21 protein-coding genes and 1 riboswitch are annotated in these 25,244 nt (G+C 57.6%); of the genes, 11 read left to right on the plus strand and 10 right to left on the minus strand.

Annotated features, from left to right (window positions below; translation table 11 throughout):
• The first annotated feature begins 136 nt into the window (after positions 1-136).
• A complete protein-coding gene (locus tag RBR41_RS03855) occupies positions 137-1,042 on the plus strand; it encodes a M23 family metallopeptidase (protein ID WP_320351213.1) in 906 nt (301 codons plus the stop codon).
• 151 nt (positions 1,043-1,193) lie between these two features.
• On the opposite strand, the gene RBR41_RS03860 is transcribed toward RBR41_RS03855, so the two are convergent.
• Entirely contained in the window at positions 1,194-1,577 is a 384-nt protein-coding gene (locus RBR41_RS03860; protein ID WP_320351214.1) for a hypothetical protein, read from the minus strand.
• A gap of 3 nt (positions 1,578-1,580) precedes the next feature.
• Complete coding sequence (locus RBR41_RS03865; RefSeq protein WP_320351215.1) at positions 1,581-2,429, minus strand: 50S ribosomal protein L11 methyltransferase; 849 nt, start codon at positions 2,427-2,429, stop codon at positions 1,581-1,583.
• 460 nt (positions 2,430-2,889) lie between these two features.
• Between RBR41_RS03865 and RBR41_RS03870 the strand changes: the two genes are divergently transcribed.
• Positions 2,890-3,612 (plus strand): class I SAM-dependent methyltransferase, encoded by a 723-nt coding sequence (locus RBR41_RS03870; protein WP_320351217.1) that lies wholly within the window; start codon positions 2,890-2,892, stop codon positions 3,610-3,612.
• Positions 3,609-5,345 carry a YcaO-like family protein gene (locus RBR41_RS03875; protein ID WP_320351219.1) on the plus strand — a complete coding sequence of 579 codons (1,737 nt, stop codon included), beginning with the start codon at positions 3,609-3,611 and terminating at the stop codon, positions 5,343-5,345. The genes RBR41_RS03870 and RBR41_RS03875 overlap by 4 nt, the downstream gene beginning before the upstream one ends.
• A 545-nt stretch (positions 5,346-5,890) precedes the next feature.
• On the opposite strand, the gene RBR41_RS03880 is transcribed toward RBR41_RS03875, so the two are convergent.
• Positions 5,891-7,081, minus strand: coding sequence for an HlyD family secretion protein (locus tag RBR41_RS03880; protein WP_320351221.1), 1,191 nt, complete (start codon positions 7,079-7,081; stop codon positions 5,891-5,893).
• A 79-nt stretch (positions 7,082-7,160) separates the two neighbouring features.
• On the opposite strand from RBR41_RS03880, the gene RBR41_RS03885 reads away from it, so the two are divergent.
• Positions 7,161-7,973: a hypothetical protein gene (locus tag RBR41_RS03885; protein WP_320351223.1), complete on the plus strand. Its 813-nt coding sequence runs from the start codon at positions 7,161-7,163 to the stop codon at positions 7,971-7,973.
• A 220-nt stretch (positions 7,974-8,193) separates the two neighbouring features.
• Here RBR41_RS03885 and RBR41_RS03890 read toward each other — a convergent pair whose 3' ends face one another.
• The 3 genes from RBR41_RS03890 to upp form a co-directional block, all read right to left on the minus strand.
• Positions 8,194-8,358 carry a chaperone protein gene (locus RBR41_RS03890; RefSeq protein WP_320351225.1) on the minus strand — a complete coding sequence of 55 codons (165 nt, stop codon included), beginning with the start codon at positions 8,356-8,358 and terminating at the stop codon, positions 8,194-8,196.
• A 404-nt stretch (positions 8,359-8,762) separates the two neighbouring features.
• The gene (locus RBR41_RS03895) at positions 8,763-10,022 is read right to left on the minus strand and encodes a uracil-xanthine permease family protein (protein ID WP_320351227.1); all 1,260 of its coding nucleotides are present in this window, start codon (positions 10,020-10,022) and stop codon (positions 8,763-8,765) included.
• A 36-nt stretch (positions 10,023-10,058) separates the two neighbouring features.
• The gene (gene upp / locus RBR41_RS03900; RefSeq protein ID WP_320351229.1) at positions 10,059-10,685 is read right to left on the minus strand and encodes a uracil phosphoribosyltransferase; all 627 of its coding nucleotides are present in this window, start codon (positions 10,683-10,685) and stop codon (positions 10,059-10,061) included.
• A gap of 350 nt (positions 10,686-11,035) precedes the next feature.
• Between upp and RBR41_RS03905 the strand changes: the two genes are divergently transcribed.
• From RBR41_RS03905 to cycA, 6 genes are all read left to right on the plus strand, one after another.
• Positions 11,036-12,136 carry a DUF362 domain-containing protein gene (locus tag RBR41_RS03905; RefSeq protein WP_320351231.1) on the plus strand — a complete coding sequence of 367 codons (1,101 nt, stop codon included), beginning with the start codon at positions 11,036-11,038 and terminating at the stop codon, positions 12,134-12,136.
• Positions 12,137-12,726: 590 nt separating this feature from the next.
• Entirely contained in the window at positions 12,727-14,751 is a 2,025-nt protein-coding gene (locus RBR41_RS03910) for a cation:proton antiporter (protein ID WP_320351232.1), read from the plus strand.
• A 114-nt stretch (positions 14,752-14,865) separates the two neighbouring features.
• On the plus strand, positions 14,866-15,297 hold the full coding sequence (locus tag RBR41_RS03915; RefSeq protein WP_320351233.1) for a CoA-binding protein: 432 nt from the start codon (positions 14,866-14,868) through the stop codon (positions 15,295-15,297).
• Positions 15,298-15,301: 4 nt separating this feature from the next.
• Complete coding sequence (locus RBR41_RS03920; protein ID WP_320351235.1) at positions 15,302-15,751, plus strand: YkgJ family cysteine cluster protein; 450 nt, start codon at positions 15,302-15,304, stop codon at positions 15,749-15,751.
• 3 nt (positions 15,752-15,754) lie between these two features.
• Positions 15,755-16,786 carry a J domain-containing protein gene (locus RBR41_RS03925; protein WP_320351237.1) on the plus strand — a complete coding sequence of 344 codons (1,032 nt, stop codon included), beginning with the start codon at positions 15,755-15,757 and terminating at the stop codon, positions 16,784-16,786.
• Positions 16,787-17,036: 250 nt separating this feature from the next.
• Positions 17,037-17,126, plus strand: a riboswitch (glycine riboswitch).
• Positions 17,127-17,960: 834 nt separating this feature from the next.
• Complete coding sequence (gene cycA / locus RBR41_RS03930) at positions 17,961-19,364, plus strand: D-serine/D-alanine/glycine transporter (protein ID WP_320351239.1); 1,404 nt, start codon at positions 17,961-17,963, stop codon at positions 19,362-19,364.
• 245 nt (positions 19,365-19,609) lie between these two features.
• On the opposite strand, the gene panD is transcribed toward cycA, so the two are convergent.
• Complete coding sequence (gene panD, locus RBR41_RS03935; RefSeq protein WP_320351241.1) at positions 19,610-20,026, minus strand: aspartate 1-decarboxylase; 417 nt, start codon at positions 20,024-20,026, stop codon at positions 19,610-19,612.
• Between the two features lie 295 nt (positions 20,027-20,321).
• Complete coding sequence (locus RBR41_RS03940; protein ID WP_179979434.1) at positions 20,322-20,744, minus strand: hypothetical protein; 423 nt, start codon at positions 20,742-20,744, stop codon at positions 20,322-20,324.
• A gap of 275 nt (positions 20,745-21,019) precedes the next feature.
• Between RBR41_RS03940 and RBR41_RS03945 the strand changes: the two genes are divergently transcribed.
• The gene (locus tag RBR41_RS03945) at positions 21,020-21,958 is read left to right on the plus strand and encodes a DMT family transporter (protein WP_320351243.1); all 939 of its coding nucleotides are present in this window, start codon (positions 21,020-21,022) and stop codon (positions 21,956-21,958) included.
• Between the two features lie 270 nt (positions 21,959-22,228).
• On the opposite strand, the gene dapB is transcribed toward RBR41_RS03945, so the two are convergent.
• Positions 22,229-23,008, minus strand: coding sequence for a 4-hydroxy-tetrahydrodipicolinate reductase (gene dapB / locus RBR41_RS03950; protein WP_320351245.1), 780 nt, complete (start codon positions 23,006-23,008; stop codon positions 22,229-22,231).
• 23 nt (positions 23,009-23,031) lie between these two features.
• Positions 23,032-25,185, minus strand: a complete 2,154-nt coding sequence (gene ligA, locus RBR41_RS03955; RefSeq protein ID WP_320351248.1) for an NAD-dependent DNA ligase LigA — start codon at positions 25,183-25,185, stop codon at positions 23,032-23,034.
• Positions 25,186-25,244: the final 59 nt, after the last annotated feature.

The raw sequence follows: 25,244 nt of genomic DNA on the forward strand, positions 1-25,244 counted from the left end.
GGCGCGATCTTTTTTTGAAGCAGGAGTGGACTCTTCTGTCCTCGACTGTTTCAAAAAAAGTGAAGCAAGTCCGCCAAACGGAATAAATCAGCGTTTCCTGAAATATCTACCCGGCGTTCATCGCCAGCCCAAAAATATGCCTACCCCTTTTTCACTCCCGGTTCTGCTGCTCGTGTTCGCCATTTTCTGCCCCGTGACGGGATCGGCGAATAATGCCGCAGACAACCACTCCACGCCCGATCAACAGCAAGCTGACGCGCCAGCCGAAACCGCCGCAAAACCCCTTGCCACGCCGTCCGGATCCGAACCGGCCTCCACTGAAAAGCAGGCTGAAGAACAGGCCGAAAAAACGCTTCAGGAGCAGGCGGGGGGCAGCAGCGAGGGCGCCGATACAAACAGCACAAAGAGCGCCACGCCGCCAGAGACACCCACCGAGGCCCTGCCGTCCACGCTGCGCCCGCGAGAACTGCCGCCGCTCAAAGAAATGATAACTTCTGGCTTTGGCCCGCGCCGCATGCCCACATGGCTGAGCCGCCGTGGCATGGTGGTGCGGGATCACACAGGCATCGACCTGCGCGCCCACCAGAACTGGCCGGTGGTGGCCTTTCGCAGCGGCACGGTCATCCTCGCGGGCAATGAGGGAATGTGGGGCATTGTGGTGGACATCCGCCAGGATGACGGCATGACCGCGCGTTACGCCCATATGGGAAAAGCGCTGGTGCGCAAGGGGCAGGAGGTAACGCAGGGGACGCCCGTGGGACTGGTGGGCTGCACAGGCCGCACAACCGGCGCTCACCTGCACTTCGGCCTGCGGGACGCTTCGGGCAAGCTTGTGGACCCCCTGCCCTTTCTGAGCAGGGGCGAAGACCTTTTGCGCCCGGCCCCGGAAGACATACCGGAGCAACTCACGCCGCAGACTTGCGGCCCTGTGACGCGGGGGCCTGACGGCCGTCCGGCGCGGGCGGGTCGCAGCCTCAAGGATCTCAAGGCGCTTGAAGATTTTACTCCGCCGCCCATCCCCCTCTGGAAGGAACGGCGCTGACAGCCATTTGTGTAACCGCTTGTTGCCTGTGGGATTACGGCCTGGTGCTATTCGGTCTGCGCAATTAAGCCCAGAGCAATTGGCCCGGCGCAATTCAGTCCGGCGTTATGCGGTCTGCGCAATTCCGCCCAGAGCAATTCGGCCCGGCGCACTATGCCCGGGTATTTTTTCTGCTCCGTTTTCGGGCTGCGCCCGGGCTTTGCGTTTTTTGCCTGCGGGCGATCATCACTGCCAGACCGAGCGTGAGCAACATCTGCCCCGCAAATAAGGTGGGATCACGGTCCATAACGGCTGCTCCGCAAACAAGCGCCGCCCCCGCCGCCATAAGAAGTCTGCGCCGAAAATACAGGCCCAGGGCCTGAACGCCAATTCCAAAAACCAGCATCAGGCCCCAGGACCATAAAAAAGCGTCATCTGGAATCACGCAGTAAACCAGAGGTTGATCCGTCAGAATCTGCCCTGCGGCCGAAGCGCCCTGGCCGCAGCCATGAAGCAGTTTTTCAGCGGCACCCGCCATTACAGGGCTGACAGGCATGGATTATTCCCACACCAGGGCGCACCATTCCCCGTCCAGAACGCGACGGGGCTTGGGCAGGCATTGGGACGTATAGGCTTCTTCCACGCTGTCGGCCTGAATTTCCAGCAACCCTGAAAGAATAAGGCATGCGCCGGGCTTGCAGGCGCGCACGATCAGCGGCGCAAGCTCGATCAGCGGCCGGGCCAGAATATTGGCCAGCACGAGATCATAGGTCTTGCCCGGCACGGCATCTATGCTGCCCTGCCGCACTTCAAAGTCCTCCACATGGTTGAGCACGCGATTTTCCAGGGCGTTTTCTACCGCGAGAACATCGATGTCGAGCCCTTCGCCCTTGAGTCCGCTTTTGCAGCAGGCGATGCCAAGCACGCCGGAGCCTGTGCCCAGGTCCAGAAAGGTCTCGCCCGGTGACACGCGCCCGGCATCGATGAGGTCGCTCAGCACCATGAGGCACAGGGCCGTGGTCGCATGATGCCCCGTCCCGAAAGCGCTTTTGGGCTCAATAAGCACCTTGGTGCGGTCAGGAAATTCCTCACTGTCGGCCAGCCAGGGGGGCAAGACTACAAAGCGCCTGCCGCAGGGCACGGGCGTGAAAAACTGCCGCCATGCCGCCAGCCAGTCCTGCGCTTCAAGCTTGTGTACAGTACATTTTGCGCCGGGAATGCGCCCTTCAATGACATTGCGCAAGCCCTCAATAAAGTCGGCATTCTCGCAATGCACGCGAAAACGGCTTTCGCCCGTGGGCAGGCTTTCTTCTTCCCACCCGAAAGAAACTTCAAGGGTCAGAAGGCCCACGGCAAGGTCATAGGCATCTTCGCCCACAATTATCTCAAGCTGAAAAATAGTGTTCATGCTCCATCTCTGTTTTGCTGTGACAGGTCGAAAATCCTTTTTAGCATGCCAGATTTTGCCTTTGCGGTCGAGTGCGTCCTTTCGGTGCGGCCCGCAATCCGGGCGACGCGCCCTGCCTGATGCATGGCCCCATTTCTGGCCGCGCATGGCTGGCCCAATGCATGGCCCAATGCATGGCCCTGTTCCTGGCCCCATTTCTGGCCGCGCATGGCTGGTTGTCGTTGAATCACATGGCGTATTGCCATGCAGGGCGATTCCGAGTAAAAAAATGGATTGCAAGCCCGCTGTAATCCGCTTTTTTTCTGGAGCCATTTCACCTTGAAACGGCTCTCACACTGCGGGAGCAGGCGCTCGCCGCAAGGCGCAAGCGCTATTTGTTTGCGCTGTTACGCGCCGAGGCGGCGTGTCAAAAACTTTGGGAATATACGTTTTCAAAGGTACTCTGCTCCAAGGAAAGCACATGCCCACAAGCACGGAAGAACTGGAAAACCTTCTCGCCGTGATCCGCGCCGATTTTGATGTGGATTTCGAGCCCATGCAGGTTGATGAAAATCCCCTGCAAATTCTGTCCATCCATAACATGCAGTCCCACCTGGACAAACTGCTGCAAAAACGCGCCATTCGCGATCCACTGAAAGACCTGCCCCTCTGGGCCAAGGTCTGGCCCGGCTCCTTTGTGCTGGGTCGCCTGCTGCGCAAATACGAACCGCAGGGCAAAAGCCTGCTGGAACTGGGCGCTGGCTGCGGCGTGCTCAGCCTTGTGGCGGCCCGCTACGGCTTCAGCCGCATTGTGCTCAGCGACGTGGTTGAGGAGGCCCTGCGCTTTGCCCGCGCCAACGTGTTGCGCAACGACCTTCAGGACATCGTGGAAGTCGCTCGCGTGGATGTGACCGCCCCCGGCCGCGACCCGCGTTTCAGCCAGGGATTTGACATCATGGCCGCTTCGGAAATTCTTTACCTTGAAGAACTGCACAGACCGCTGGTAAAGTTTGTTGACCGCCATCTGGCCCCAGGCGGCAAGGCCCTGTTCTGCACAGACATGGCCCGCGCCAAACCCCACTTCGCCAAGCTGGCCGCGAAGACTTTCAAGGTGACCGAAGGCCGCATCGGCGTTAAAACTCACGATGATAACGGCGAGGAACAACGCCGTATTTACAGCATCCTGATTCTGGAGCGCCCATGAAAAGCCACCTGCCTTGTATTCATCTGGCCCCCTGCCCCAAGGGTTATACCCGCGACCTCGACAAGACCATGAGCCCGCCGCAGACCATTGCGCGCGTGAAGCAGCGTCTGGCCGAGGCCGACCTGGACATTCTGGCCCGTACCACAAGGGTGGACGTGAACCGGCTGGGCATTCCCGTATTTTTGAGCGTGTGCGGCGCGGATGCCCGGCGCGTCATGCCCACCCGCAAACAGATGGGCAAGGGTTCATCCCCGGAGCAGGCCGAAGCATCAGCTCTTATGGAACTGATGGAACGCTTTGCCTTTTTCAGCTTCTGGCAGGCTCGCCCGCACATGGTGCGCGCCACGTGGAGCGAGGCTGAAGCCCGCTTCGGCGAGGCCCTGCTGCCGCTGGACGAAATGCTGCGCTCTGTCAACGAACAGCTGGACGCCACAAAAGCGCGCAGGGTGCTGGACCTTATCAGCTGGAACTTCTACCCGGCCACGCGCCTGCCCGATGAAAGCACGGTATGGCTGCCCCTTGACTGGTTCAAGCTGCTGGGCGAATTCAACGGCACCTCGGCGGGCAACAGCGCGGAGGAATCCCTGCTTCAGGGCCTCAGCGAACTGATCGAGCGCCATGTCTGCTGCCTGGTGGACAGAGAACGCCTCGCCACCCCCACTATCGACCCCGCCACCTGCCAGGATCCCGTGCTCTGCCAGCTGCTCGAAGCTTTTGCCAGAGAAGGCGTGCACATCATGCTCAAGGATTTTTCCCTGAACATGCCCCTGCCCACGGTGGCGGCCATTGCCTGGGATCCCTCCACACTGGGTCAGAATTCGGAAATCGTGTTCACTGCGGGCACGGCGGCCTCTCCGGCCAAGGCGGCCATCCGCGCCGTCACCGAAGTTGCCCAGCTTGCGGGAGATTTTTGCACCAATGCCTGCTACGAGGCGTCCGGCCTGTCCAAGTTCAACACCCTTGAGGAGGCTGCGTGGCTGTTCGAAGGCCCCTCCGTCAGCCTGGACAGCCTGCCCACGGTGGAAGACAGCGACATCCGGCAGGAACTGCTTACGGCTCTCGACGGCCTGCGCCCCATGACCATGTACGCGGTGGAAACGACCCATCAACGCCTTGGCATTCCCACGCATTATACCATCGTGCCCGGCATGGCCTTCAGGGAGCGTGACCGCAATCAGAGCCTGGGCCTTTTTGTGGGCCGCAAGCTGGTGGAAGAGGCCGATGCCGCCACCGCCCTGGACGGCCTCAAGGTTCTTGAAGAATGCTACCCCAAGGCGCATTTTCTGCCCTTTTTCAGGGGAATGCTGGCCCTGCGCGCCGAGGACTGGGCCGGTGCCCGCGATCTGTTCGCCGAGGCCATGCCCCTGCAACCCGATGCGGACGCCCAGGCTCTTGCGGCCTTTTATCAGGGCTATACCGACACCCTTCAGGGGCAGTGGGCCGAAGCCATTCCCGCGCTGGCCAAGGCTGTGGAACTGTGCCCGGAAATGAAGGAATACGGAAACCTTCTGGGCGTGGCCCATTTCAAGACCGGCAACTACGCCAGTGCTGCCGAGGCTTTTGCCGCCGTGCTGCGCGTAGACAAGGGCTCTGCAATGGATCTTGCCAACCTTGGCCTGTGCGAAAAATTCATGGGCAAGAATGAAGAGGCCCGGCGGCATCTGACCGCGGCGCTGGAGCTTGATCCCGGTCTGGATTTTGCCCGGCAGCATCTGGCCCAGCTGGAGGGATAACCCGGCTGACACAGCTGGAGTTATTTCACCGTGGAATGCTTTGTGGGGGAGGGACCCTTTTGAAAAAGGGTCTCCTCCCCCACACCCCCTCCCCCTAAAACTTTTAGTATGCTTCATTCAATACCCACCGAAAAACTTTATGCTCTGCCAGCAAAACAGCGGCGCGGATTATTAAACATCCGCGCCGCTGTTCGTTGTATGTAATCCATGCCGCCGTCTGTCCAAACCAGGCAGGCGTTACGCTGGCGTGCTGCCGAAAAAACGCTGCTTTTGCCCCTTCTTCAGTCCAGAAAGCACGCCGCCTACTACCCAGATACAATAAAAGTTTCAGGGGGTGGGAGCGTGGGGGAGGAGATTAGTCAGGCAGATACATATCTTCAACAATCTGCCTTTAGGAAGCACTGAGTAAAGAGCCTCTTGGAAACGCGCAGTTATTTCGTTTGGCAAGGCGCGAATTTTTTTTGAAACAGGAGTGGACTCTTCCGTCCTCGACTGTTTCAAAAAAAATGAAGCAACGCCGCCAAACCAAATAAATCAGCGTTTCCTTAAAAACCGTAAAATCCCAGTATACTGCGCGTCAGCACCACGCAGCGGGCCGACGTGCCTGGCGCGGGCAAGGGGTTGGCCCCAGGCTCAACGCTGATGCGCACCGGAACGTACATTGCGGGCTTGGCCGTACCATCTGCAGGCTTGAAGCCCTGCGCGCCTTGCTGGCCAGTGGGGAGCGCCTGCGGCGCTAGAACATCCTGCACCACGCCGCGCAGGTTCTGCCCATCCTCAAGTTCAACACGGCAGGGCTGTCCGGGCTGGATGAAATCCGCACCTTCGCCCATAAAATATGCCTGAACCCAGTAATTTTCCGTTACCGAAGCCCCTTCGGGCAAAAGCAGAACCAGGGCTTCGCCACGCTGCGCCGGCTGACCGGCAACGCCCAAAACCCGCAGCACACGGCTGTCAACGGGCGCGTACAGATTGGCGTCCACCACCACAGGCGGCGTCGCCTGGGCACGTGAAGGCACGGGCGCGTACCGCTGCTGCGACGCCATCTGCTTGAAGCGCAGCATCTCCTGCCGGATGCGGCCAAGCTCCTGCTCCATGGCGGCGCGCATACGGCTGGCTTCTTCAAACTCCACCTTGGCCTGTTCCATATGTCTGCGCGCCTGCGCCTCGGCCTGACTGGCCTCGGCATATCTGCTCTTGCCGACGGAGCGTTCACCGCCCTGACTGTCAATGGAGCGCAGATGCAATTGCAGCCGTACGTGCGTGGCCACGCGCTCCTGACGCAACTGCTGCTTGACGTCTTCTTCATTTCTGGCCTGAGCCAGGCGGCGCACCATATCCTGTTCCGCATCCTGCGCGGCTTTCAGTCTGGCGGCGGTTTCTTCCATGGTGGGCGGCCCGGCCATGCCGCGCAAGGCTGCGGCTTCCCGCCCCGCCTCGCCAAGTCTGCCCTGATAGGCCCTGGCGTTCATGCGCAGCAAGGGCTGCCCGCGCCGCACCCTGTCCCCTTCCTTGACATAAAAAGCCTCCACCGGGGCGGAAAATTCCGGTGCGACCACATGCACCATGGCGTCCAGCATGGCCCGCTCGCTGGCCACACGCCCCTGGGCCAGCCACCAGAGCACGCCTGCCGCGAGCAACAATAAAAGCGCCCACAAAGGAATGAGGCGCAGCCACAAAGGCCGTGGGCTGCCCTTTTTACGGGCGGGCATTTCGATATAAAGGGCTTCGGACATGACGATTCCTTGGCTTGAAGCGTGGCATTTGACCCTAGAAAATATATGCAGATACCGTACCAGATTTTACAGCATGTTTATGGAAAACGCACTTTACAAGGACGGTGCCTACGCATACAAAGGCTGCAACGCCGCATTTCCCGGCTTCAATGTCAAAACTCCGCCAGGAGAACACACCGTCATGTCCATCGCGCGTTTTTGCGTTCTGCTTTGTCTGGGCGGCCTGCTTTTTGGCTGCTCCACCCGCCCCGTTGTTGTGGTAGAAAAAGATCAGTTTATCCGCATGGCCAGGGCCATGCCCAAGGAACTCAAGGCTCGCAACCTGCTTGACGACCAGGGTTCCTATGTAGCCCCCATGTCGTTTTCAGGCTATAAAAGCTATGGCGATGTGCTCTTCCAGCGGCTTTCGCCTTCATTCATGTTTGGCGAGACCGCGCACGATGTGTACCTGGGCGCCACCTTTGCCGCAACCATACTTCCTGACAGCCGCGTCAAGCACTGGGACAATGGTTTTAGCATCAGGCACGCCACGCAGACCATAACCGTCAACATGGTGGCCATTGCCGACTGGAATAATGACGGACAGGATGAATGGATAGTTTCCTGCCTGGTGGAACCACGCATGGGCGGAAAAACACGCACCTACTACCTGCTCGTGCCGCCGCCGCAGAACAGCAGCGAAGTACTCAAGGGCACCGTGGCCGCCATCAATGAATGCTTTGGCCTGTCCTGCACGATCTTTGTCCGCGACAGCAAGATCATTGAGCGCACGGCGTCCAATCCGCTTGTGCCGCCCACCGAGGTGCATGATGTGGTGCCCGGTTTGCAGCCCGTCACCGAACCTCCCAAAAAAGGCCCCGTAAAGGGCGGCCTGGAAGAGCGCAATCTGTAGCAGAATACGAAAGTTCATGCGCAAAAGAAAAACCCCGGCCATGGCCGGGGTTTTTCTGTCAGTGAACGGGAAACTTGGGGAAACGCTGATTTATTCCGTTTGGCGGACTTGCTCCACTTTTTTTTGAAACAGTCGAGGACGGAAGAGTCCACTCCTGCTTCAAAAAAGATCGCGCCTTGCCAAACGAAACAACTGCGCGTTTTCAACAGGCTCTTATGCTCTAGTCGCATACTCCGTCATGCTCCGCCCCGGCGGGCACGGTGCATGCTTCCTGACGTTTGCCGGTTCCGTTGCACTCAAAGCAGGTGGTATTATCCTGATTTTTTCCCGTGCCGGAGCAGGCGGGACAGGTGGTGTAATCGTCGGTCTTTTTTTTCTCAGCCATAGGAGTCCTCCTTTTTCGGCTTACTGGTAATTCAGACTACCATACTTGCTGCAAAAGATACAGCCCGCCTGACGGCCAAAAGCCATCGGGCGGGCTGATGTAAGCGATCCGGTACTGGCTAGAGCATTTTAACTTTGAAAAAGTATACATGCTCTAGCGCTGCACGAAAGTGCAGCGCGCCACAACGTGGCGTGGATTCAGTCGCAAATCGCATTTACGGCTGAATGAGACCTTTGAAATGTGAAGCATTTCAAAGGTAATCTGGTCTAGAGCAATTTCTCTTTGAAATTGCTCTGCTGACGCGAAGGCGGCAGCCGCCACGAAGTGGCGTGGATTCTGGCGCAAACCACGTTTTTCGCCAGAATGATGCGTTGAAACAAGGAGTGTTTCAAAAGCAAAATGCTCTAGGACCGGCTGCGCGGCAAAAAGAGGTTGAGCACCACGCCCGTCACAGCCGCAAGGCCTATACCGCCCAGCTTGAAACTGCCGATGCTGAACTGCATGCCGCCAACGCCAAAGATGATGATGAGGGCCACGATGATCATGTTTCTTGGCTCCATCAGGTCTTTTCCGGCGCGCACAAGGGTGTTCAGGCCCACCACCATGATGGCCCCGAAGAGCAAGATCATGATGCCCCCCATGACCGGTACGGGTATGGACGACAGAAACGCGCCGATCTTGGACACAAAGGAGAGCAGAATGGCCGTCAGCGCCGCCCAGGTCATGACCGCGGGGTTGAACACCCTGGTCAGGCTCACAGCGCCGATAACTTCAGCATAGGTGGTGCAGGGCGGCCCGCCCACCATGCCCGCTACCATGGTGGCGACGCCGTCGCCAAACATGGTGGTGTGTACGCCGGGATCCTTGAGGTAATCCTTGCCGGTAATGGAGCTGATGGCCACAACGTCGCCAAAATGCTCAATGGCCGGGGCCAGGGTTATGGGCATGATGAAAAGGATGGGTTCCCAGGCAAATTCGGGAAAGGTAAAATGCGGCAGGCTCATCCACGGGGTGGCGGCCACCTTTGTCCAGTCGCCGAGGCCAAGATACAGTGAAACCGCAAAACCGGCCGCAATGCCGCACAGTATGGGCATGAGGCGCAAAAAGCCCTTGCCCAGCAAGGACACCAGCACCGTGACCAGCAGGGATGTCATTGATACCCACAGAGCCGTTTCTTCGGGCACAAGCTGCACCGCGCCGTCGCCGGTCTTGCCGAGAGCCATGTGCACCGCTACCGGGGCCAGAATCAGCCCGATAACCATGATGACAGGCCCGGTAACCACTGGCGGCAGCACGCGCAGCACCACATCAATGCCGCGCCAGCGGATGAGGCCGCTCAGGATAAAGTAGACAAAACCCGAAAAAACCAGGCCGCCGAGGGTCTGGGCCATGCCCCAGGTCTGTACCCCGTAAATGATGGGCGCAATAAAGGCAAAGGACGACGCAAGAAAGATGGGCACCTTGCCCCTTGTGCATACCTGGAACAGCAACGTGCCGACGCCAGCGGTAAACAGGGCCACATTGCTGTCCAGGCCGGTAAGAATGGGCACCAGCACCAATGCGCCAAAGGCCACAAAAAGCATCTGCGCGCCGATCAGGCAGTCCCTGAAGCGCAGGTTATAGTCGGTGGGCAGATATTCCCGCCGTGGGCTGGCTGAGCTCATATGCGGCCTCGATGGTTTTACAGGGTGGATGCGGACTTACTTGGTACCGAAAATACGGTCCCCGGCATCGCCGAGACCAGGGATGATATAGCCGTTTTCATTGAGGTGGTCGTCAATGGCGGCGGTATAGATATCCACATCAGGGTGCGCCGCCTGCACTTTGGCTATGCCTTCCGGCGCGCAGACCAGGTTGAGGCTGCATATGTTGCGGCACCCGTGGCGCTTCAAGAGTTCTATGGTGGCGATGAGTGAGCCGCCCGTGGCCAGCATGGGGTCAAGAATAATGGCAAGGCGCTGATCCATGTCGCTGGCGAGCTTGACGTAGTATTCAACCGGCTGCAGGGTTTCTTCATTGCGGTACAGGCCCACAACGCTGATCTTGGCGCCGGGAATCATGTCCAGCACGCCGTCCATAAGGCCTATACCCGCGCGCAGGATGGGCACAACAGTGACCTTTTTGCCGGAAATGGCCTCAATTTCAACAGGCCCGGCCCACCCTTGCACCGTGTGCTTTTCAGTGCGAAAACCCTTGGTGGCTTCATAAATAAGCAGACCTGCCACTTCATTGGATACGCTGCGAAATTCGCTGGTGGAGGTGGACTCCATACGCAAAATACCAATCTTGTGGCGAACAAGAGGATGATCTACAACATAAACTGCCATGGAGCCTCCTTATGGGCATTGGCTAACGTGCTGTTTTATTGAGATATAAAACTGAATAAGGTTATTCTTGAGACGGCCGCTTGTCAAGCAATATGCGTGCCCATAGGCCATGCTCCTCTTGCCGTTTACTTCCTCTTGCGTGTGGCGGCAGATGGTGACAAAATATGTTAAAGAAAGCACTGATTAAAGAGTATTCTGGAAACGCGCAGTTATTTCGTTTGGCAAGGCGCGATCTTTTTTTGAAGCAGGAGTGGACTCTTCCGTCCTCGACTGTTTCAAAAAAAGTGAAGCAACACCGCCAAACAAAATAAATCAGCGTTTCCTAAACGCAAATTATTCGGAGGAACCCCATGCCCGCCAAAGTTTTTTATACAGACAGCCAATCCCGCTCCCATGAAGAAAGCAATCTCGCCAAAGTGGCTCGTCTGTGCGATGCCCTTAACTTCAAAAAGTTCATCAAAAAAAATGAGTTAACTGCTGTAAAATTGCATTTTGGCGAATACGGCAACGATACGCACCTGAACCCCACCCTGGTGCGCCAGGTTATCAACAAAATCACCGCCGCTGGCGGCAAGCCTTTTCTTACAGACACCACAACACTGTACTCCGGCAGCAGGCACAATGCGGTTGACCATCTGCAAACCGCATATCTGCAAGGATTTGCCCCATCCGTGGTGGCCGCTCCTGTGGTTATCGCAGACGGGCTGTTTGGCGACAACGACGTGCCGGTGCGCATCAACTGCAAGCATTTCAAAGAAGTCCACATCGCTACCGAAATCAACAAGGCTCCGGCCCTGGTCGTGCTGAGCCATTTCAAGGGCCATCAGATGGCCGGATTCGGCGGCGCCATCAAAAATCTTGCCATGGGCGGCGCTTCGGTACGCGGCAAGAGGGAACAGCACGCCACCCATGTGAGCGTGAACGAAGACACCTGTATCGGCTGCGGCAAGTGCGTGCGCGCCTGTCCTCAGGACGCCCTGAGCATGCAAAAGAAAAAAAGCAAGGTGGACATATCCCGTTGCGTGGGTTGCTTTGAATGCATGACGGTCTGTCCCGCCGCTGCCATCAGCGTTGACTGGGATACGGAAGTGGAACCCTTCATGGAGCGCTTGACCGAGTACGCCTATGGCGTGGTCAAGGGCAGAAAAAAGCGCATCTGCTACATCAACTTTGTACTCAATGTCACGCCGGACTGTGACTGCGTGGGCTGGAGCGACATGCCCATGGTGCCCAATATCGGCATACTGGCCTCCACCGACCCCGTCGCCCTGGATCAGGCCTGCTTCGACCTCGTGAACAAGGCCCCCAGCCTGAGCGGCGAATGCTGCGATAAAAAAGGCAAGCAGGACAAATTCACGGCACGCTGGCCCCACACCCTTGGCCCGGTACAGCTCAAGTACGGCGAAGAAATCGGCCTCGGCAGCCGCAAATACGATCTTGTAAAAATTTAGCGCGTCAGAGCAGATTAACGTTGAAACGCTTTGTGGGGGAGGGACCCTTTTGCAAAAGGGTCTCCTCCCCCACACCCCCACCCCCCAAAACTCCTGTCGCTCTTTTTTGTCTCGCAAGGTGTTCTCTGTACCGAAGCTAGAGCAGTTTACGAATGAAATGAGTTAAATGCTCTGCAAGGATTTTTCTGAAAAATCCTTGCCACGAAATGCGAGCAGGCGGGCTTTTGCCTGCCGTACGCGAGTATTTCAAGTGTTAAATGCTCTAGAGACCAGAGACGGCCCTTCCAGCACACCAGCCCAAAGTTATTATGCTTCAACCCGCGCTAGAGGTGCCCTCCCGTATTTCATTCTAGGACGCTCCAGTTTCTGCTCACCATTTGCTGCATCCCGGTTGCTTGTTTGTGACGCCGATTCCCCGCGCACGACAGGTGCGGCAAGACCTGCACACGGGCCATAATTTCTGCTTTTCGCATCTGAAACCGCCCTCCCTCTCAGGCTCTGCCCTTTTAAAAATAAGCTACTTAGCTGTATTCATTGAAGAGACTTGCACGCCAGTGGGTGCAATGCTATTTTTCGGCCACGGAGGCCCCATGGACGTGCCCTTACTTTATGAAATAGTCACCATTTTTCTGCTCTCTATCTTCGTCACCGTTACCTGCAATAAAATCAAGCTGCCCGCCACGGTGGGTTTTCTGCTTACGGGCGTTTTGTGCGGCCCTTCGCTGCTCGGCATAGTCAGCGACCGTGACGCCATTGACCATGTGGCCGAAATCGGCGTGGCCATGCTGCTGTTCACCATAGGCATGGAGCTTTCAGGCGAGGCCCTCAACCGGCTGAAACGGCCTGTTTTTCTGGGCGGCAGCCTGCAAATCGGGCTTACGGTTCTGGCCGTCATGGGCCTTGCCCTTTTTGGCGGCTATACCTATCAGCAGGGCATCTTTATGGGGTGCCTGGTCGCGCTTTCGTCCTCGGCCATTGTGCTGCGCATCATGCAGGAGCGCGGTTCAACCAATACGCCGACGGGCCGCCTGTCTCTCGCCATTCTGGTTTTTCAGGACATCATGGTGGCTCCCATGCTGCTGTGTGTGCCCCTGCTTTCCGGCACCCTCGACCTCTCGCTCAAAGACGCCCTTTTTTCCACCCTGTGGGTGGTTCTGGCGCTGGGTGGCGTGCTGCTTTTCGCGCGCTTCGGCCTTGACCGCCTTATGGAAGCGGTGGTGCGAACCCGCACCAGAGAAATCCTGCTGCTCACCACCCTGGGCCTGTGCCTCGGCATGGCCCTGCTGACAAACACGCTGGGCCTTTCGCTGTCGCTGGGCGCGTTTATGGCTGGCCTTCTGCTGGCCAGATCCGAATACAGCATGAGCGTCATTTCGGGCATTCTGCCCTACCGCGACGTTTTCATGAGCCTTTTTTTCATCTCCGTGGGCATGATGCTCAACGTGGATTTTTTCGGCCAGCACTTCTTTTCCATCATCGGGCTCACGGCTCTGTTCATCGTGGTCAAAAGCCTGCTCACCCTGCCCGCCGTTCTGGTGCAGGGCTATCCCCTGCGCGCGGCCATCATTACCTCTCTTTCGCTGGCGCAGGTGGGTGAATTTGGCTTTGTTCTGGCGGCATCGGGCCTGGCCGCAGGGCTTTTCGACATGGAGGCCTATCAGAACTTTCTGGATGTCAGCGTGCTGACCATGATGCTTACCCCAGGCCTCATGCTCATTGCCCCGCGCCTGGCCGACAAACTGGCCGGACAGCAGAGCGCGTCCGCGCAGACGGCGGAAGCCGACGACGGCAAGAGTCATCTGAAAGATCACCTTATCATCGTGGGCTTCGGCATCAGCGGCAAGCATCTGGCCCACGTGGCCAAGGAATCGGGCATTGAATACACCATTCTGGAAATGAACCCCGAAACCGTCAGCCGCTACCGCAACAAAGAACCCATTGCCCACGGCGACGCCTCGCAGCCCGTGGTGCTGGAACACCTTGGCGTCACCAGGGCGCGGGTGCTTGTGATCGTCATTTCCGATCCCTCGGCCGTGAGAGCCATTACCATTGAGGCCCGCCGCTTCAACCCCAACCTGCACATCATTGCCCGCACGCGGTTTGTGACCGAGGTGGCGGCATTGCGGCAACTGGGCGCAGACGAAGTCATTGCCGAAGAATTTGAAACCTCCATCGAGATTTTCACCCGTGTTCTCACCCAGTATCTTGTGCCCCGACAGGATATTGATACGTTTGCGGCCCGCATACGTCAGGAAAACTACCGTATGATCCGCCGCATGAGCTCCCCTGAAGACTCGCTGAGCAGCACCATAAACCGCCTGCCGGACATGGGCGTGCAGGCCGTGCGTCTTGGGGCGGCCTCGCCCCTGTGCGGGCAGAGCCTTGCCCAGAGCGAGTTGCGCCGCCGCCATGCGGTCACGGTCATCGCCATCCTGCGCGAAGGGATCACCCATGCCTCCCCCGGAGCGGACGACGTGTTTGAACCTGGCGACGTTGTTTACCTTTTTGGCAAAACGGACAAGATCATCGCCATCACGCCGCTGTTTTCCGGCCCGGTGCGGCCGTCGGCAAAAGGCAAGGGCAGTGGCAAGGAACATATCCAACCGGCACTTTGAGCGGCTCAATTCCTTTTATCAGGAAAGCTTGCGCATTTTTCCGTAGCCGTCTAGGATATCAGACCACCTTTTGCAACGGGGCAGGCGGTCTGACATCTTTTTTTTGAGGGCCATATGCAGGATCATACTGAATTGCGCAGGCTGCTTGAGCAGGCGCGGCGCATTGCCATAGTGGGCGCCAAGGACAAACCTGGCCAGGCCGTTGACCGCGTGGGCCGCTACCTTCTGGACGCGGGCTACGAGGTCTACCCTGTGCACCCCGTGCGCGCGACGGTATGGGGCCTCACGGCCTACCCCAATCTTGCGGCCCTGCCCTGCCCCGTGGACATCATCAACCTTTTTCGCGCTCCAGAGTATTGCCCGGGTCACGCCCGCGAAGTACTGGCCTTACCCTGGCGGCCTTCACTTTTCTGGATGCAACTGGGCATACGGTCGCCCGAAGCACGCGCGCTGCTGAACTCCACAGACATCACCGTGGTTGAAGACGCCTGCATCATGGTGGAACACGCCCGCCTGCTGCCCAACGCTGCCAAGACTCAAGGATAAACTCATGCCTGTTGCACCGGAGACTGTTTTCGATTGCCGCATGTGCGGCCATTGCTGCGAAGGCCGCGGCGGTATTGTGGTCAGCCCCACCGACCTTGCGCGCCTGGCTGCCCACATGGGCCAGAGCCCGGAAAGCGTTGTTGAGCGTTACTGCTACCATGTCGGGGGCAAGCTGAAGATACGCAGCGGTTCCGACGGCTACTGCGTCTTTTTCAAACAGGGGCAAGGCTGCGGCGTACACGGGGGCAAACCCGCCATATGCCGCGCATGGCCTTTCTTTCGCGGCAACATTGAAGATTCCGCGAGTCTTTCCATGGCCAAGGAGTTCTGCCCCGGCATCCGCCCGGAAACCCGGCACGCCGACTTTGCCCAGGCCGGGCGCGACTATCTGCTGCAAAATGGCCTGCTGGCCAATGACAGCAGTTGCGAAGCCAACGCCCTTATCCTCAAGTAAGTCATGCGACGCCGCACCCGCCAGATATCGCTCAAGGAATGCTACGCCATTCTCAAACTTGAGAAAAACGCCGACCTTGCTGCTGTAAAAAGGGCTTACCGCAGGCGCGCCTTTGAACTGCACCCCGACCTGAACCCCGGAAACGCCGAGGCCAGCCGGGATTTTCAGTTGCTTAACGAGGCCTATGTCGCTCTTTCCGGCATTCTCACACATGAGGATGAGGTAAGAAAAAAGAGCGAAGCGCGCCAGGAAGCGCGGCAAGAAGCTCGCCAGGAAGCGCGCAAAAACAAAAAGGAAAGCGCGGGCACCAAAGACTCTGACCCGGCCGATGCCAAACAGGAAAACAAAGGTACGTCCCAGCCCCCGCCCTCCGGCGAAGAAACCGCAAAAGCCCCTGGAAGCCAGGAAAAGAAGCAAGACACCGGGCAGGCAGACACGGCGCAAGGCGGTCAGAACGGCGCAGAGGGTAAAGCCGCTGCCGGGGAGCAGGCCGAAAATTCCCGCGCCGACACTGCGGGAACGGCATATGCCGAGCAGGACGTGCTGCGCGATCTGCTCAATGATCCTTTTGCCCGCCGTGTTTTTGAAGATATTTACAGCGAACTGAACAAGCAGCAGGCAGAGAAAGCGCAGCAGGAAGAACCGCGACAGCAGGAGGCGGAATCCGCCCCGCAAAATCGCGCAAAGCCCAAGGCGGCAAAAGTAAAGAAAAACGCCGCGCTGCATAAAGAGAATCTGGCCGGGAGCACCGCCACATGGTCTTCTGAAATGGCCCGTGGCGTCACCGGCATGGTCAAGGACTGGCTGCGCCGCCAGATTGACGAGGAACAAAGCCTTACCCTGCCCGCAAGCAATCTTGCGCCGGGTTGCCGTGTGCGCCTGCAGATCCGCCAGGGGCTCCAGGCAGAGCTCAAAACTGTTGAAATAACCCTGCCGCCGGATTTTTCTGTGGGCAGGCCCGTTCGCCTGCGCGGTCTGGGCAAGCGCGTGGGGCCATGGCAAGGCGACCTTTACCTGACGCTGTATACTGAATAGCGTCATACGCAGTCAGGCCGTGAGATTTCACGCTGCCCGGCTTTTTATCTTTTATTTTGCTCTTGCCGCAAGGCAACTTTCGCCCCTCTTCTACAATTCCGCATCCTACATGCAGTGCGCCGCTCTTTTGCCCCAAACGGCTTGGCTATAATCATTGTCAATCATAAAACCTGGTTGACATGTTTGTATTAGCATGAAATTATATTCACAAGAGTTTGCAACAATGTTGCAAATATCCAGCCCAACGCGAATGACGACCATGAGAGAGCTTGCTGCTTGACAGCACGCCGAAGGGGCAAGAGCAATCGAAACTCTCAGGCAAAAGGATCATGGTCGGACGCACTCTGAAGTTGGCGAACGCTAATGACAGAAGTTAACTCTCTTGACGGGATGACTTGTCATGGCGTTGTTCTATTCTATGGCTCCGCCTCGGTGCGTGGCTTCTCTAAGGTACAATACCCATCACTGACCACAAGTCGGATCGCGCCCGCAGGTTCTGCGGGCGGCCAGCCGTACCGACAAAATCTGGCATCACCTCTCTTCTTGCCCAGCCTGCTTCAGCCATTGGCTTTGTGGCCTTGGACGCCATCTTCTGACGCGGATTATCCTTATAAAGGGGCATCCGCTCTGCGCGTTATTTTATAAAAATACGCGTCGTGAAATGTCCGCAAGGCGAACCAGCTTCGCCCCTGCACCGACATTGCAGCATGAGACGTCCCTGGTGCGCATTCCACCCTTTGCACGGGTGGGTCACGCGTTGAAGATCTTTTATAATTCACCTGCCGCAACAGACTTTCTGGCCGTTCCACCTCAAACGGACAGCCAGCAGTCTGTTCTTTACTGTGTCAGTACTGGCCGTAATGAGGCTGTCAGCGCCGTTTATTAACACATTGAAGCACAAGGAGGAGAACTTTTGCAATGACACTGCAGAAACCTCTGCCTGAAGCGGCAAGCTTCTGCCTGTGAAGCAACCTTGCCTGATGTCACGAAAATCGGCGCACTAGGGCAGATTAACTTTGAGAATGTACATTCTCAAAGTTAAAGATACGCTCGCTTCGGTGCTTAACAGCGCAAGTAAATTGCGCTTACACCTTCACGGCGGGCTTCTGCTCACACAGTCGCCAGAGCAATTTCACCTTGAAATTGCTCTAAAACCAAAACAGGGAGACGTATCATGAGCGAGATCCCCACACCCCCCGTGGGACAAGAAGAATCGCACACTCTCAAGCGTGGACTAAGTCAAAGGCACATTCAGCTCATAGCCATTGGCGGCGCCATTGGTACGGGTCTGTTCATGGGCTCCGGCAAAACCATCAACCTTGCCGGCCCATCAATCATTTTCGTCTATGCCATTATCGGGGCATTCCTGTATCTCGTTATGCGGGCCATGGGCGAACTGCTACTCTCCAACCTTAAATACAAATCCTTTACCGACATGGCGGAGGATATCGTAGGCCCCTGGGCAGGATTTTTTGTCGGCTGGACATACTGGTTCTGCTGGATTGTCACAGGTACGGCGGACGTTATCGCCATTGCCTCGTACTTTCATTTCTGGTTCCCGACCCTATCCGTATGGATTCCTTCCATCCTCTTTGTATTGCTGATCATGATTCTTAACCTTGTTTCGGTGAATCTGTTCGGCGAAATGGAGTTCTGGTTCGCTTCCATCAAGATTGTGGCCATCGTAGCCATCATTCTTGCCGGAATCGCAATGGTGATGACGGGCTTCACATCCTCGGTGTCGGGACACGCGGCTTCTGTGTCCAACCTTTGGGAATATGGAGGATGGTTCCCCAAGGGGGCTTTCGGCTTCTTTGCGGGCTTCCAGATAGCAATGTTCGCCTTTGTGGGCATTGAGCTTATCGGTACCACGGCCGCCGAGGCCAAAGACCCCGAAGTCAACCTGCCCAAGGCCATCAACACCATCCCCTTCCGTATCGTGTTCTTTTACGTGTTCGCCCTGGTGGCCATCATGTGCATCACGCCGTGGTCGGACATTAACCCCGAAACCAGCCCCTTTGTGCACACCTTTGTGGCAGTGGGCATTCCTGCTGCGGCGAGCATCGTCAACTTTGTGGTGCTGACATCGGCGGCGTCCTCGGCCAACAGCGGCATTTACTCCACAAGCCGCATGCTCTACGGCCTCTCGCTGGTGGGCGTTGCTCCCAAGGCCTTCGGGCGGCTCTCTTCAAGCAGGGTGCCGGCCAACGGCCTGCTGTTCTCCTGCCTCTGCCTGCTGATCGGCGCGTCCATGCTCATTATCATGCCCACCATCATGGCGGCCTTTACCGTCATGACGACCATCTCGTCGGTCTGCTTCATATTCGTGTGGTCCATGATTCTGTATTCCTACGTGGTGTACCGCAAGCGTCACCCCGAACGTCATGAGACCTCAAAGTTCAAGCTCCCCGGCGGAGTCTTCTCCTGCTGGATATGCTGGATATTCTTTGCTGTGGTGCTCGTGCTGCTGACATTTGAGGCCGACACCCGCATGGCCATGTTCACCACGCCCATTTGGTTCATTATTCTTGGCATTGGCTACTTCATGAGCCACAAGAACCACGTCAGCAAGCGGTAATGGCATAAAGTAACCCCTGTTGCACAACCATAAAACAAAAGACCCGGCATTGCCGGGTCTTTTGTTCAGCACGGGCTGGAAAAGATAAAACTGAGAAAGTGTGATGCCCGCAAAAAACCGTCTCTGCCCATCCCCGATTAGCACAACACAATAAACGTTTTAGGGGGAGGGGGTGTGGGGAAGGATCCTTTTACAAAAAGGTCCTTCCCCCACAAAGCATTGCAAAATAAAATTGTCGTAAACCATTACAAGGGGTCAGGCACAATGCTGAAGGCCATATCATCGCCATCCTGCGCAACCACATAGCGCAGCCGCTCTTCAATATTGTTCTGGGCATCAAAGGTCAGCACAATGGGTTCGCGCTGGCAGATGTCCTGCGGGCCGGCCACGTACTCGAATGCGCCGATGATGACCTCATCCCCTATCTGGCAGGTGCGGGCTGCGGCGCCGTTGAGGATGCAGCAGCGCGACCCGGCCTCGCCGTAAATAACATAGGTGGATATGCGCTGCCCGCTGTTTTTGTTCCATATGTACACAAATTCAAGCGGCATGATGCCCGCCAGCTTGCACACCTCGGGATCAAGGGTAATGGAGCCGTGATAGTCGAGCGCGCATTGGGTAACCCGAATGCCGTGCAGCTTGGCGCGTAGAATCTTGAGCATGTTTCTTTCCCCCGTTCAACGACGGCGACTGGAGCATTTACCACCTGAAATGCTCGTGTGCGGCTGGCAAAAGCCTGCCTGCGCGCATTTCGTGGCAAGGATTTTCAGGAAAATCTTGCAGCGCAGTCAACTCACTCCATTCGTAAACTGCGCCAATGATCTTTTGCCTGCAAGCCAAGGTGAGCAGGCCGCAAACAGGCCGGGCTGCTTACAGAAGCCTTGGCGGCGGTCGGCATTATCCCAATAAAAAAGGCCGCACAAGCGGCCTGAAAATTACGAACTTCACACCAAAAGATCAATATGCCTTGATGTACTCATCCAGGTTTTCCGCCGAGCAATTGCGGCTGACCCAAAAGGCCGAAGCCCAAACCATAAGGGCCGTTGCCTGCGTATCGTCCAGACTTTTTATCTTGGACTCAAGGCTCGACTTGCTGGCCCCATGGCGCAGATGCACGCCGCCCACGTCGCAGGCGTCAGAAACCCGCAACATAAGATAGGAAAGCCGCGTGTGATCGGGCATGAGCTTCATGTCCTTGTGGGCTTCAACAATGGTCTTGAGTTCCGGACCGCTGAACATGTGCTTAATGCTTGTAATAGCCCGAAAAAACGTATCTACAGCCCAGGGCAGAATAAACTCCGCTCCGGCACTTTTTGTGCGAAAATAGTCTTTGAGCCAACGTTCTTGTTCGTCATTAATTCGTGCTGCGACCTGCGGCATGATGCCCCCGGGAAAATAGCTGTGCTGTTGCAATGCGCCCGGCTACAGGCTGCCGGACATCGTGTTACGCCATCTTCTCTACTGCGCTACACTAGTTACAGCAAAGTTTCAAGATAAAATCTAGACTTATTTTTCAAAAATATTTTCAAGCAGTTCAATACGATCCCCCGATTCGTATTCCTGAGTAGGCAATTTCCTTTATTGACAGTCAACTTGCGCATCTGCCTGCACTGGCGTAAAGGCAACCTGAGTACACCCATCCGCAAGGACAAATAATGGCACCTCCCCCTGTTCAAGAACGTACATCGCAGAAGGCTGCCGCGCCCGAGGCACTACCAGCAGTTTCACAACCAACAGCAGAGCCCGGCAATGCCTTGCACCGCGCGCTGTTCCGCGCCCATGCGGCCACGCTGCTTTTTGGCGTATCCGGCCTGTTTGGCAGGTTATGCCAATGTTCGGCATCAGTGCTCGTGTGCGGCAGAGCTGGTTTTGCCGTGGCTGCCCTTGCCCTGGTGGGCGTGAAAAAAGGGCAGATACCCTGGCACGGTCTCAATACAAGCGAACTGCTGGGCCTCATGATAACCGGTGTGCTGCTTGCCGCCCATTATGTGACGTTTTTTATGGGCATTCAGGTCGGCGGGGTCGCGGTGGGCACCTTGGGCTTCGCCTGCTTTCCCGCATTTACCATGCTTTTTGAGTCCATGGCGTTCAGGGAGCGCCCGAGCAGAAGGGAACTGCAATGTCTGGCCCTTGTTACACTGGGGCTTGTGTGTACCGCGCCCTCTTTTTCCCTGGCCCATGACGGCACGGCTGGCCTCTTGCTGGGGGTGATGTCCGGGCTTGCCTACGCGCTTGTGACCATTGCCAACCGCCGTTTTGCCGCGCATTTGCCCAGCCTGCAAACCACATGGTGGCAAAATGTGGTCACTGTTGTTTTTCTTTTGCCTTTCACATGGTGGCAGTTCGCCGAGGTACGGGCCCTGGACTGGTTGTGGATCGCCTGCCTGGGCCTTTTGTGTTCCGCATTGGCCTATGTTCTTTTTATCGGCAGCCTCACGGTGCTCAAGGCGCGGCAGGCAGCGCTCATCATTACCCTGGAACCTGTGTACGCCATTGTGGCCGCATGGATTGTGCTTGGCGACGTGCCCGGCCCGCGCATCATCGTGGGTGGCGTGCTTATTCTTGGCTCGGTTCTGGTGCTGAACAGGCGCTGACAGCCAGGATTCAGCGGCATGCAACGCACAAAAGCCCGGCGGATATTCCCGCCGGGCTTTTTCATTTGGCAAAACCGTATTGCAAAAACCGCCAATGGCCGCCAGACAGATCAATTCCAGGTAAGCGCGGAGTAAAGAGCCTCCGGAAAACGCGCTGGTATTTCGCTTGGCAAGGCGGGATCTTTTTTTGAAGCAGAAGTAAGCTCTTCCGCCCCCGACTGTTTCAAAAAAATGAAGCAACGCTGCCAAACGGAATACATCAGCGTTTCCCTAAAACGTGTCCTGCATGCTGTACAGTTTCCCCGGCTTTTGCCCGGCCAGCCATGCGGCGGCACGCAGCGCGCCCTGCGCGAAATTTTCACGCGAATGGGCCTGATGGGTGACTTCAATGCGTTCGCCAGGCCCCATAAAATACACTGTGTGCACGCCCACCACATCACCGCCGCGAATGGCCTGAATACCTATCTGCGCCTTGGGCCTTTCGCCGATGATGCCGTCGCGGGATGAGCAGCGCACATCGTTAAGCTTCCAGCCGCGCGCGTCGGCCAGGCATTCGCCCAGAGTCAGAGCCGTGCCGCTGGGGCTGTCCTTTTTGTGGTTGTGGTGCAGTTCCACCATTTCAATGTCGTACGTATCGCCCAGGGCGCGGGTCAGTTCCGGCAGAATCTTGTAGAGCACGTTAATGCCGATGCTCATGTTGGACGACCAGAAAATGGGCGCGCGCTTTGCCAGTTCCCGCAGTTCGTCCTTTTCTGCATCCGTAAAGCCCGTGGTGCCGATAACGAGGGCGCGGCCGCTTTCAGCCACGGTGCGCGCCGACTGCAGGCTCACGGCTGGCGCGGTAAAGTCGATGGTTACCGCCCCCGGAGCCTGAGGCAGCACGGCCGCCAGGCTGTCCCCCACGGGGCACGGCGATCCAGCGAGCTTTCCCACATGCTCTTTGCTGTCCACCATACCGGCAAGGTTGAACGCCGGTTCTGCGTCTACGAGTTGGCTGATGGTTCTGCCCATGCGTCCGTTAGCCCCTACCACGATGATGGATGTGCTCATGCTTCACTCACTTTGCATTCAAATTATTCAAAAATCACACCGGCTTCACGCAACATGCCCATAAACTCCGTTTCATCGAGTACGGTTACGCCCAATGTTTGCGCTTTTTCAAGTTTACTGCCAGCTTTTTCGCCAGCCACAAGATAGTTGAGCTTTTTGCTGACCCCGCCAAGGGGCGTGGCCCCGGCAGCCTCGGCGAGCTTTTCGGCCTGGCTGCGCGGCACGCTCAGGCTCCCGGTAAAAAGTACGGTTTTTCCGGCCAGCGGGCCAGATACGGATGCTCCCTCTCCGGCTGCCCCGCCCTCTGCCTCGTGCCCGCCGTTTATTCCCGCGCGGGCGCCCAGCGGCCACAGGCCGAGGGCCTTGAAGCGGGCGAGTTGCTCCCTGTTGGCGGGACTGTCGAAGAAATTGCGGATGGAGGACGCCACCTCCGGCCCCACATCAGGCAGGCCCTGCAATGCCTCGGCATTGGCCTTTTCCAGTTCGTCCAGACTGTGAAAATGCACAGCCAGCGTGCGGGCGGTCTGTTCTCCCACATGGCGGATGCCCAGGGCGCTGATCAGACGCGGCAAGGTGGCGGTATGCCTGGCCTCCTCTAGCGCGCCCACAAATTTTTGCGCCAGCACCTCGCCCATGCGCTCAAAACCCAGCAGTTCTTCAACCGTCAGGGTGAAAAGATCCGCCGGGGATTTTACGCGACCGCTGGTGACCAGCTGTTCTATCCACTTTTGCCCGACGCCGGAAATATCAAGCCCTGCCTTGGAGACAAAATGGCTGATGGCCCGCAGGCGGATGGCGGGACAGGCCATATTTTCGCAACGCCAGGCGGCTTCGCCTTCCTCACGGTAGGCGGGCTGCCCGCAGGCAGGGCAACTGTGCGGGAAGGCATATTCTTCCGTGCCTTGCGGGCGTTTATCAAGCACAGGGCCCACCACTTCGGGGATCACGTCGCCAGCGCGGCGCACCATGACTGTATCGCCCACGCGCACATCACGGCTGCGTATTTCGTCCTCATTGTGCAGGGTCGCACGGGAGACCATAACGCCGCCCACGGCTATGGGCTCAAGCACAGCCACAGGCGTCAGCACGCCTGTGCGGCCCACCTGGATTTCAATATCCTTCAAAAGGGTCTGCGCCTGCTCGGCGGGAAACTTGAAGGCAACGGCAAAACGCGGCGCGCGCGCCGTGAAGCCAAGAGCCTGCTGGGCCTCAAGATTGTCCAGCTTTGCCACTGCGCCGTCAATCTCCATCCTGAACTGCGGCCTGTGCTCCCTGACCCATTGGGCATAGTCTTCCACAGCCTGGACGCTCTCGCACAATTTGCCGTCGGGCGGTGTAAGAAACCCGTATTCCCTGAGCCGAGCCATGGCTTCAGATTGCAGCGTACAGGCCGGGGCAGGCTGCCACCTCGCCTCGCCAAGGCTGTACGCCAGAAAGCGCAGGGGCCGTGAAGCGGTGATGGAAATGTCAAGCTGGCGCAGGGTTCCGGCGGCGGCATTGCGGGGGTTGGCAAAGGTTTTCAGTCCCAGGGCCTCCTGCTTTTCGTTGAGAGCGGCAAAATCCTTTTTGTACATGACAACTTCGCCACGCACCTCCAGCCGGGAAGGAAAAGGCCCAGGCCCCGCAAGGCGCAGGGGCACGGTGCGGATGGTGCGCACGGCCTCGGTGACCACTTCGCCTATCTCGCCGTCACCTCGGGTGAGGGCCTCCTGCATGGTGCCGTCAACGTAGATGATTTCCAGAGCCAGCCCATCAAGCTTGGGGTCGCACCAGAAGCCTGACGGCAGGGGGCCGTTACTATCTGCATCCCAGGCGCGGCGCATGCGCTCGGCAAAATCCTGCCACTGCTCCAGGGAGAACACGTTGTCCAGACCGTACATCTGGCGGCTGTGCGCCTTTTTGGCAAGCCCGTCGATGAGCTTGCCGCCCACGCGCAAGGTGGGCGAATGGGGCGAGCGCAGTTCGGGCCAGCGGTCTTCCAGGGCCTGCAGTTCGCGAAACAGGGCGTCGAACTGATCGTCGCTGATTTCGGGTTTGTCCTTAGTATGATAGAGATAGTTGTGCCGTTCAAGCTCCGCCGTGAGCCATTGGACGCGGCGGCGCTCTTCGGCTGTGGGGCCGGTGGAAAAGAGGCTGTATTGGGACTGCCCGCCCTGATCGTTGGTATGCTGCGACATGAAAAACCCTGTGCGGCTGCTGGCAAGCCTGATGCTGCGAGAGCCTTTTTGTCCGCGCC

The sequence above is a fragment of the Desulfovibrio sp. genome (assembly GCF_034006445.1).
In the GTDB taxonomy this organism is placed as follows: Bacteria; Desulfobacterota; Desulfovibrionia; order Desulfovibrionales; family Desulfovibrionaceae; genus Desulfovibrio.

Excerpts from the sequence above, each read along its gene's own strand:
- RBR41_RS03855 (WP_320351213.1), top strand. The coding sequence starts at position 137 with ATGCCTACCCCTTTTTCACTCCCGGTTCTGCTGCTCGTGTTCGCCATT.
- RBR41_RS03860 (WP_320351214.1), bottom strand. The coding sequence starts at position 1,577 with ATGCCTGTCAGCCCTGTAATGGCGGGTGCCGCTGAAAAACTGCTTCAT.
- RBR41_RS03865 (WP_320351215.1), bottom strand. The coding sequence starts at position 2,429 with ATGAACACTATTTTTCAGCTTGAGATAATTGTGGGCGAAGATGCCTAT.
- RBR41_RS03870 (WP_320351217.1), top strand. The coding sequence starts at position 2,890 with ATGCCCACAAGCACGGAAGAACTGGAAAACCTTCTCGCCGTGATCCGC.
- RBR41_RS03875 (WP_320351219.1), top strand. The coding sequence starts at position 3,609 with ATGAAAAGCCACCTGCCTTGTATTCATCTGGCCCCCTGCCCCAAGGGT.
- RBR41_RS03880 (WP_320351221.1), bottom strand. The coding sequence starts at position 7,081 with ATGTCCGAAGCCCTTTATATCGAAATGCCCGCCCGTAAAAAGGGCAGC.
- RBR41_RS03885 (WP_320351223.1), top strand. The coding sequence starts at position 7,161 with ATGGAAAACGCACTTTACAAGGACGGTGCCTACGCATACAAAGGCTGC.
- RBR41_RS03890 (WP_320351225.1), bottom strand. The coding sequence starts at position 8,358 with ATGGCTGAGAAAAAAAAGACCGACGATTACACCACCTGTCCCGCCTGC.
- RBR41_RS03895 (WP_320351227.1), bottom strand. The coding sequence starts at position 10,022 with ATGAGCTCAGCCAGCCCACGGCGGGAATATCTGCCCACCGACTATAAC.
- upp (WP_320351229.1), bottom strand. The coding sequence starts at position 10,685 with ATGGCAGTTTATGTTGTAGATCATCCTCTTGTTCGCCACAAGATTGGT.
- RBR41_RS03905 (WP_320351231.1), top strand. The coding sequence starts at position 11,036 with ATGCCCGCCAAAGTTTTTTATACAGACAGCCAATCCCGCTCCCATGAA.
- RBR41_RS03910 (WP_320351232.1), top strand. The coding sequence starts at position 12,727 with ATGGACGTGCCCTTACTTTATGAAATAGTCACCATTTTTCTGCTCTCT.
- RBR41_RS03915 (WP_320351233.1), top strand. The coding sequence starts at position 14,866 with ATGCAGGATCATACTGAATTGCGCAGGCTGCTTGAGCAGGCGCGGCGC.
- RBR41_RS03920 (WP_320351235.1), top strand. The coding sequence starts at position 15,302 with ATGCCTGTTGCACCGGAGACTGTTTTCGATTGCCGCATGTGCGGCCAT.
- RBR41_RS03925 (WP_320351237.1), top strand. The coding sequence starts at position 15,755 with ATGCGACGCCGCACCCGCCAGATATCGCTCAAGGAATGCTACGCCATT.
- cycA (WP_320351239.1), top strand. The coding sequence starts at position 17,961 with ATGAGCGAGATCCCCACACCCCCCGTGGGACAAGAAGAATCGCACACT.
- panD (WP_320351241.1), bottom strand. The coding sequence starts at position 20,026 with ATGCTCAAGATTCTACGCGCCAAGCTGCACGGCATTCGGGTTACCCAA.
- RBR41_RS03940 (WP_179979434.1), bottom strand. The coding sequence starts at position 20,744 with ATGCCGCAGGTCGCAGCACGAATTAATGACGAACAAGAACGTTGGCTC.
- RBR41_RS03945 (WP_320351243.1), top strand. The coding sequence starts at position 21,020 with ATGGCACCTCCCCCTGTTCAAGAACGTACATCGCAGAAGGCTGCCGCG.
- dapB (WP_320351245.1), bottom strand. The coding sequence starts at position 23,008 with ATGAGCACATCCATCATCGTGGTAGGGGCTAACGGACGCATGGGCAGA.
- ligA (WP_320351248.1), bottom strand. The coding sequence starts at position 25,185 with ATGTCGCAGCATACCAACGATCAGGGCGGGCAGTCCCAATACAGCCTC.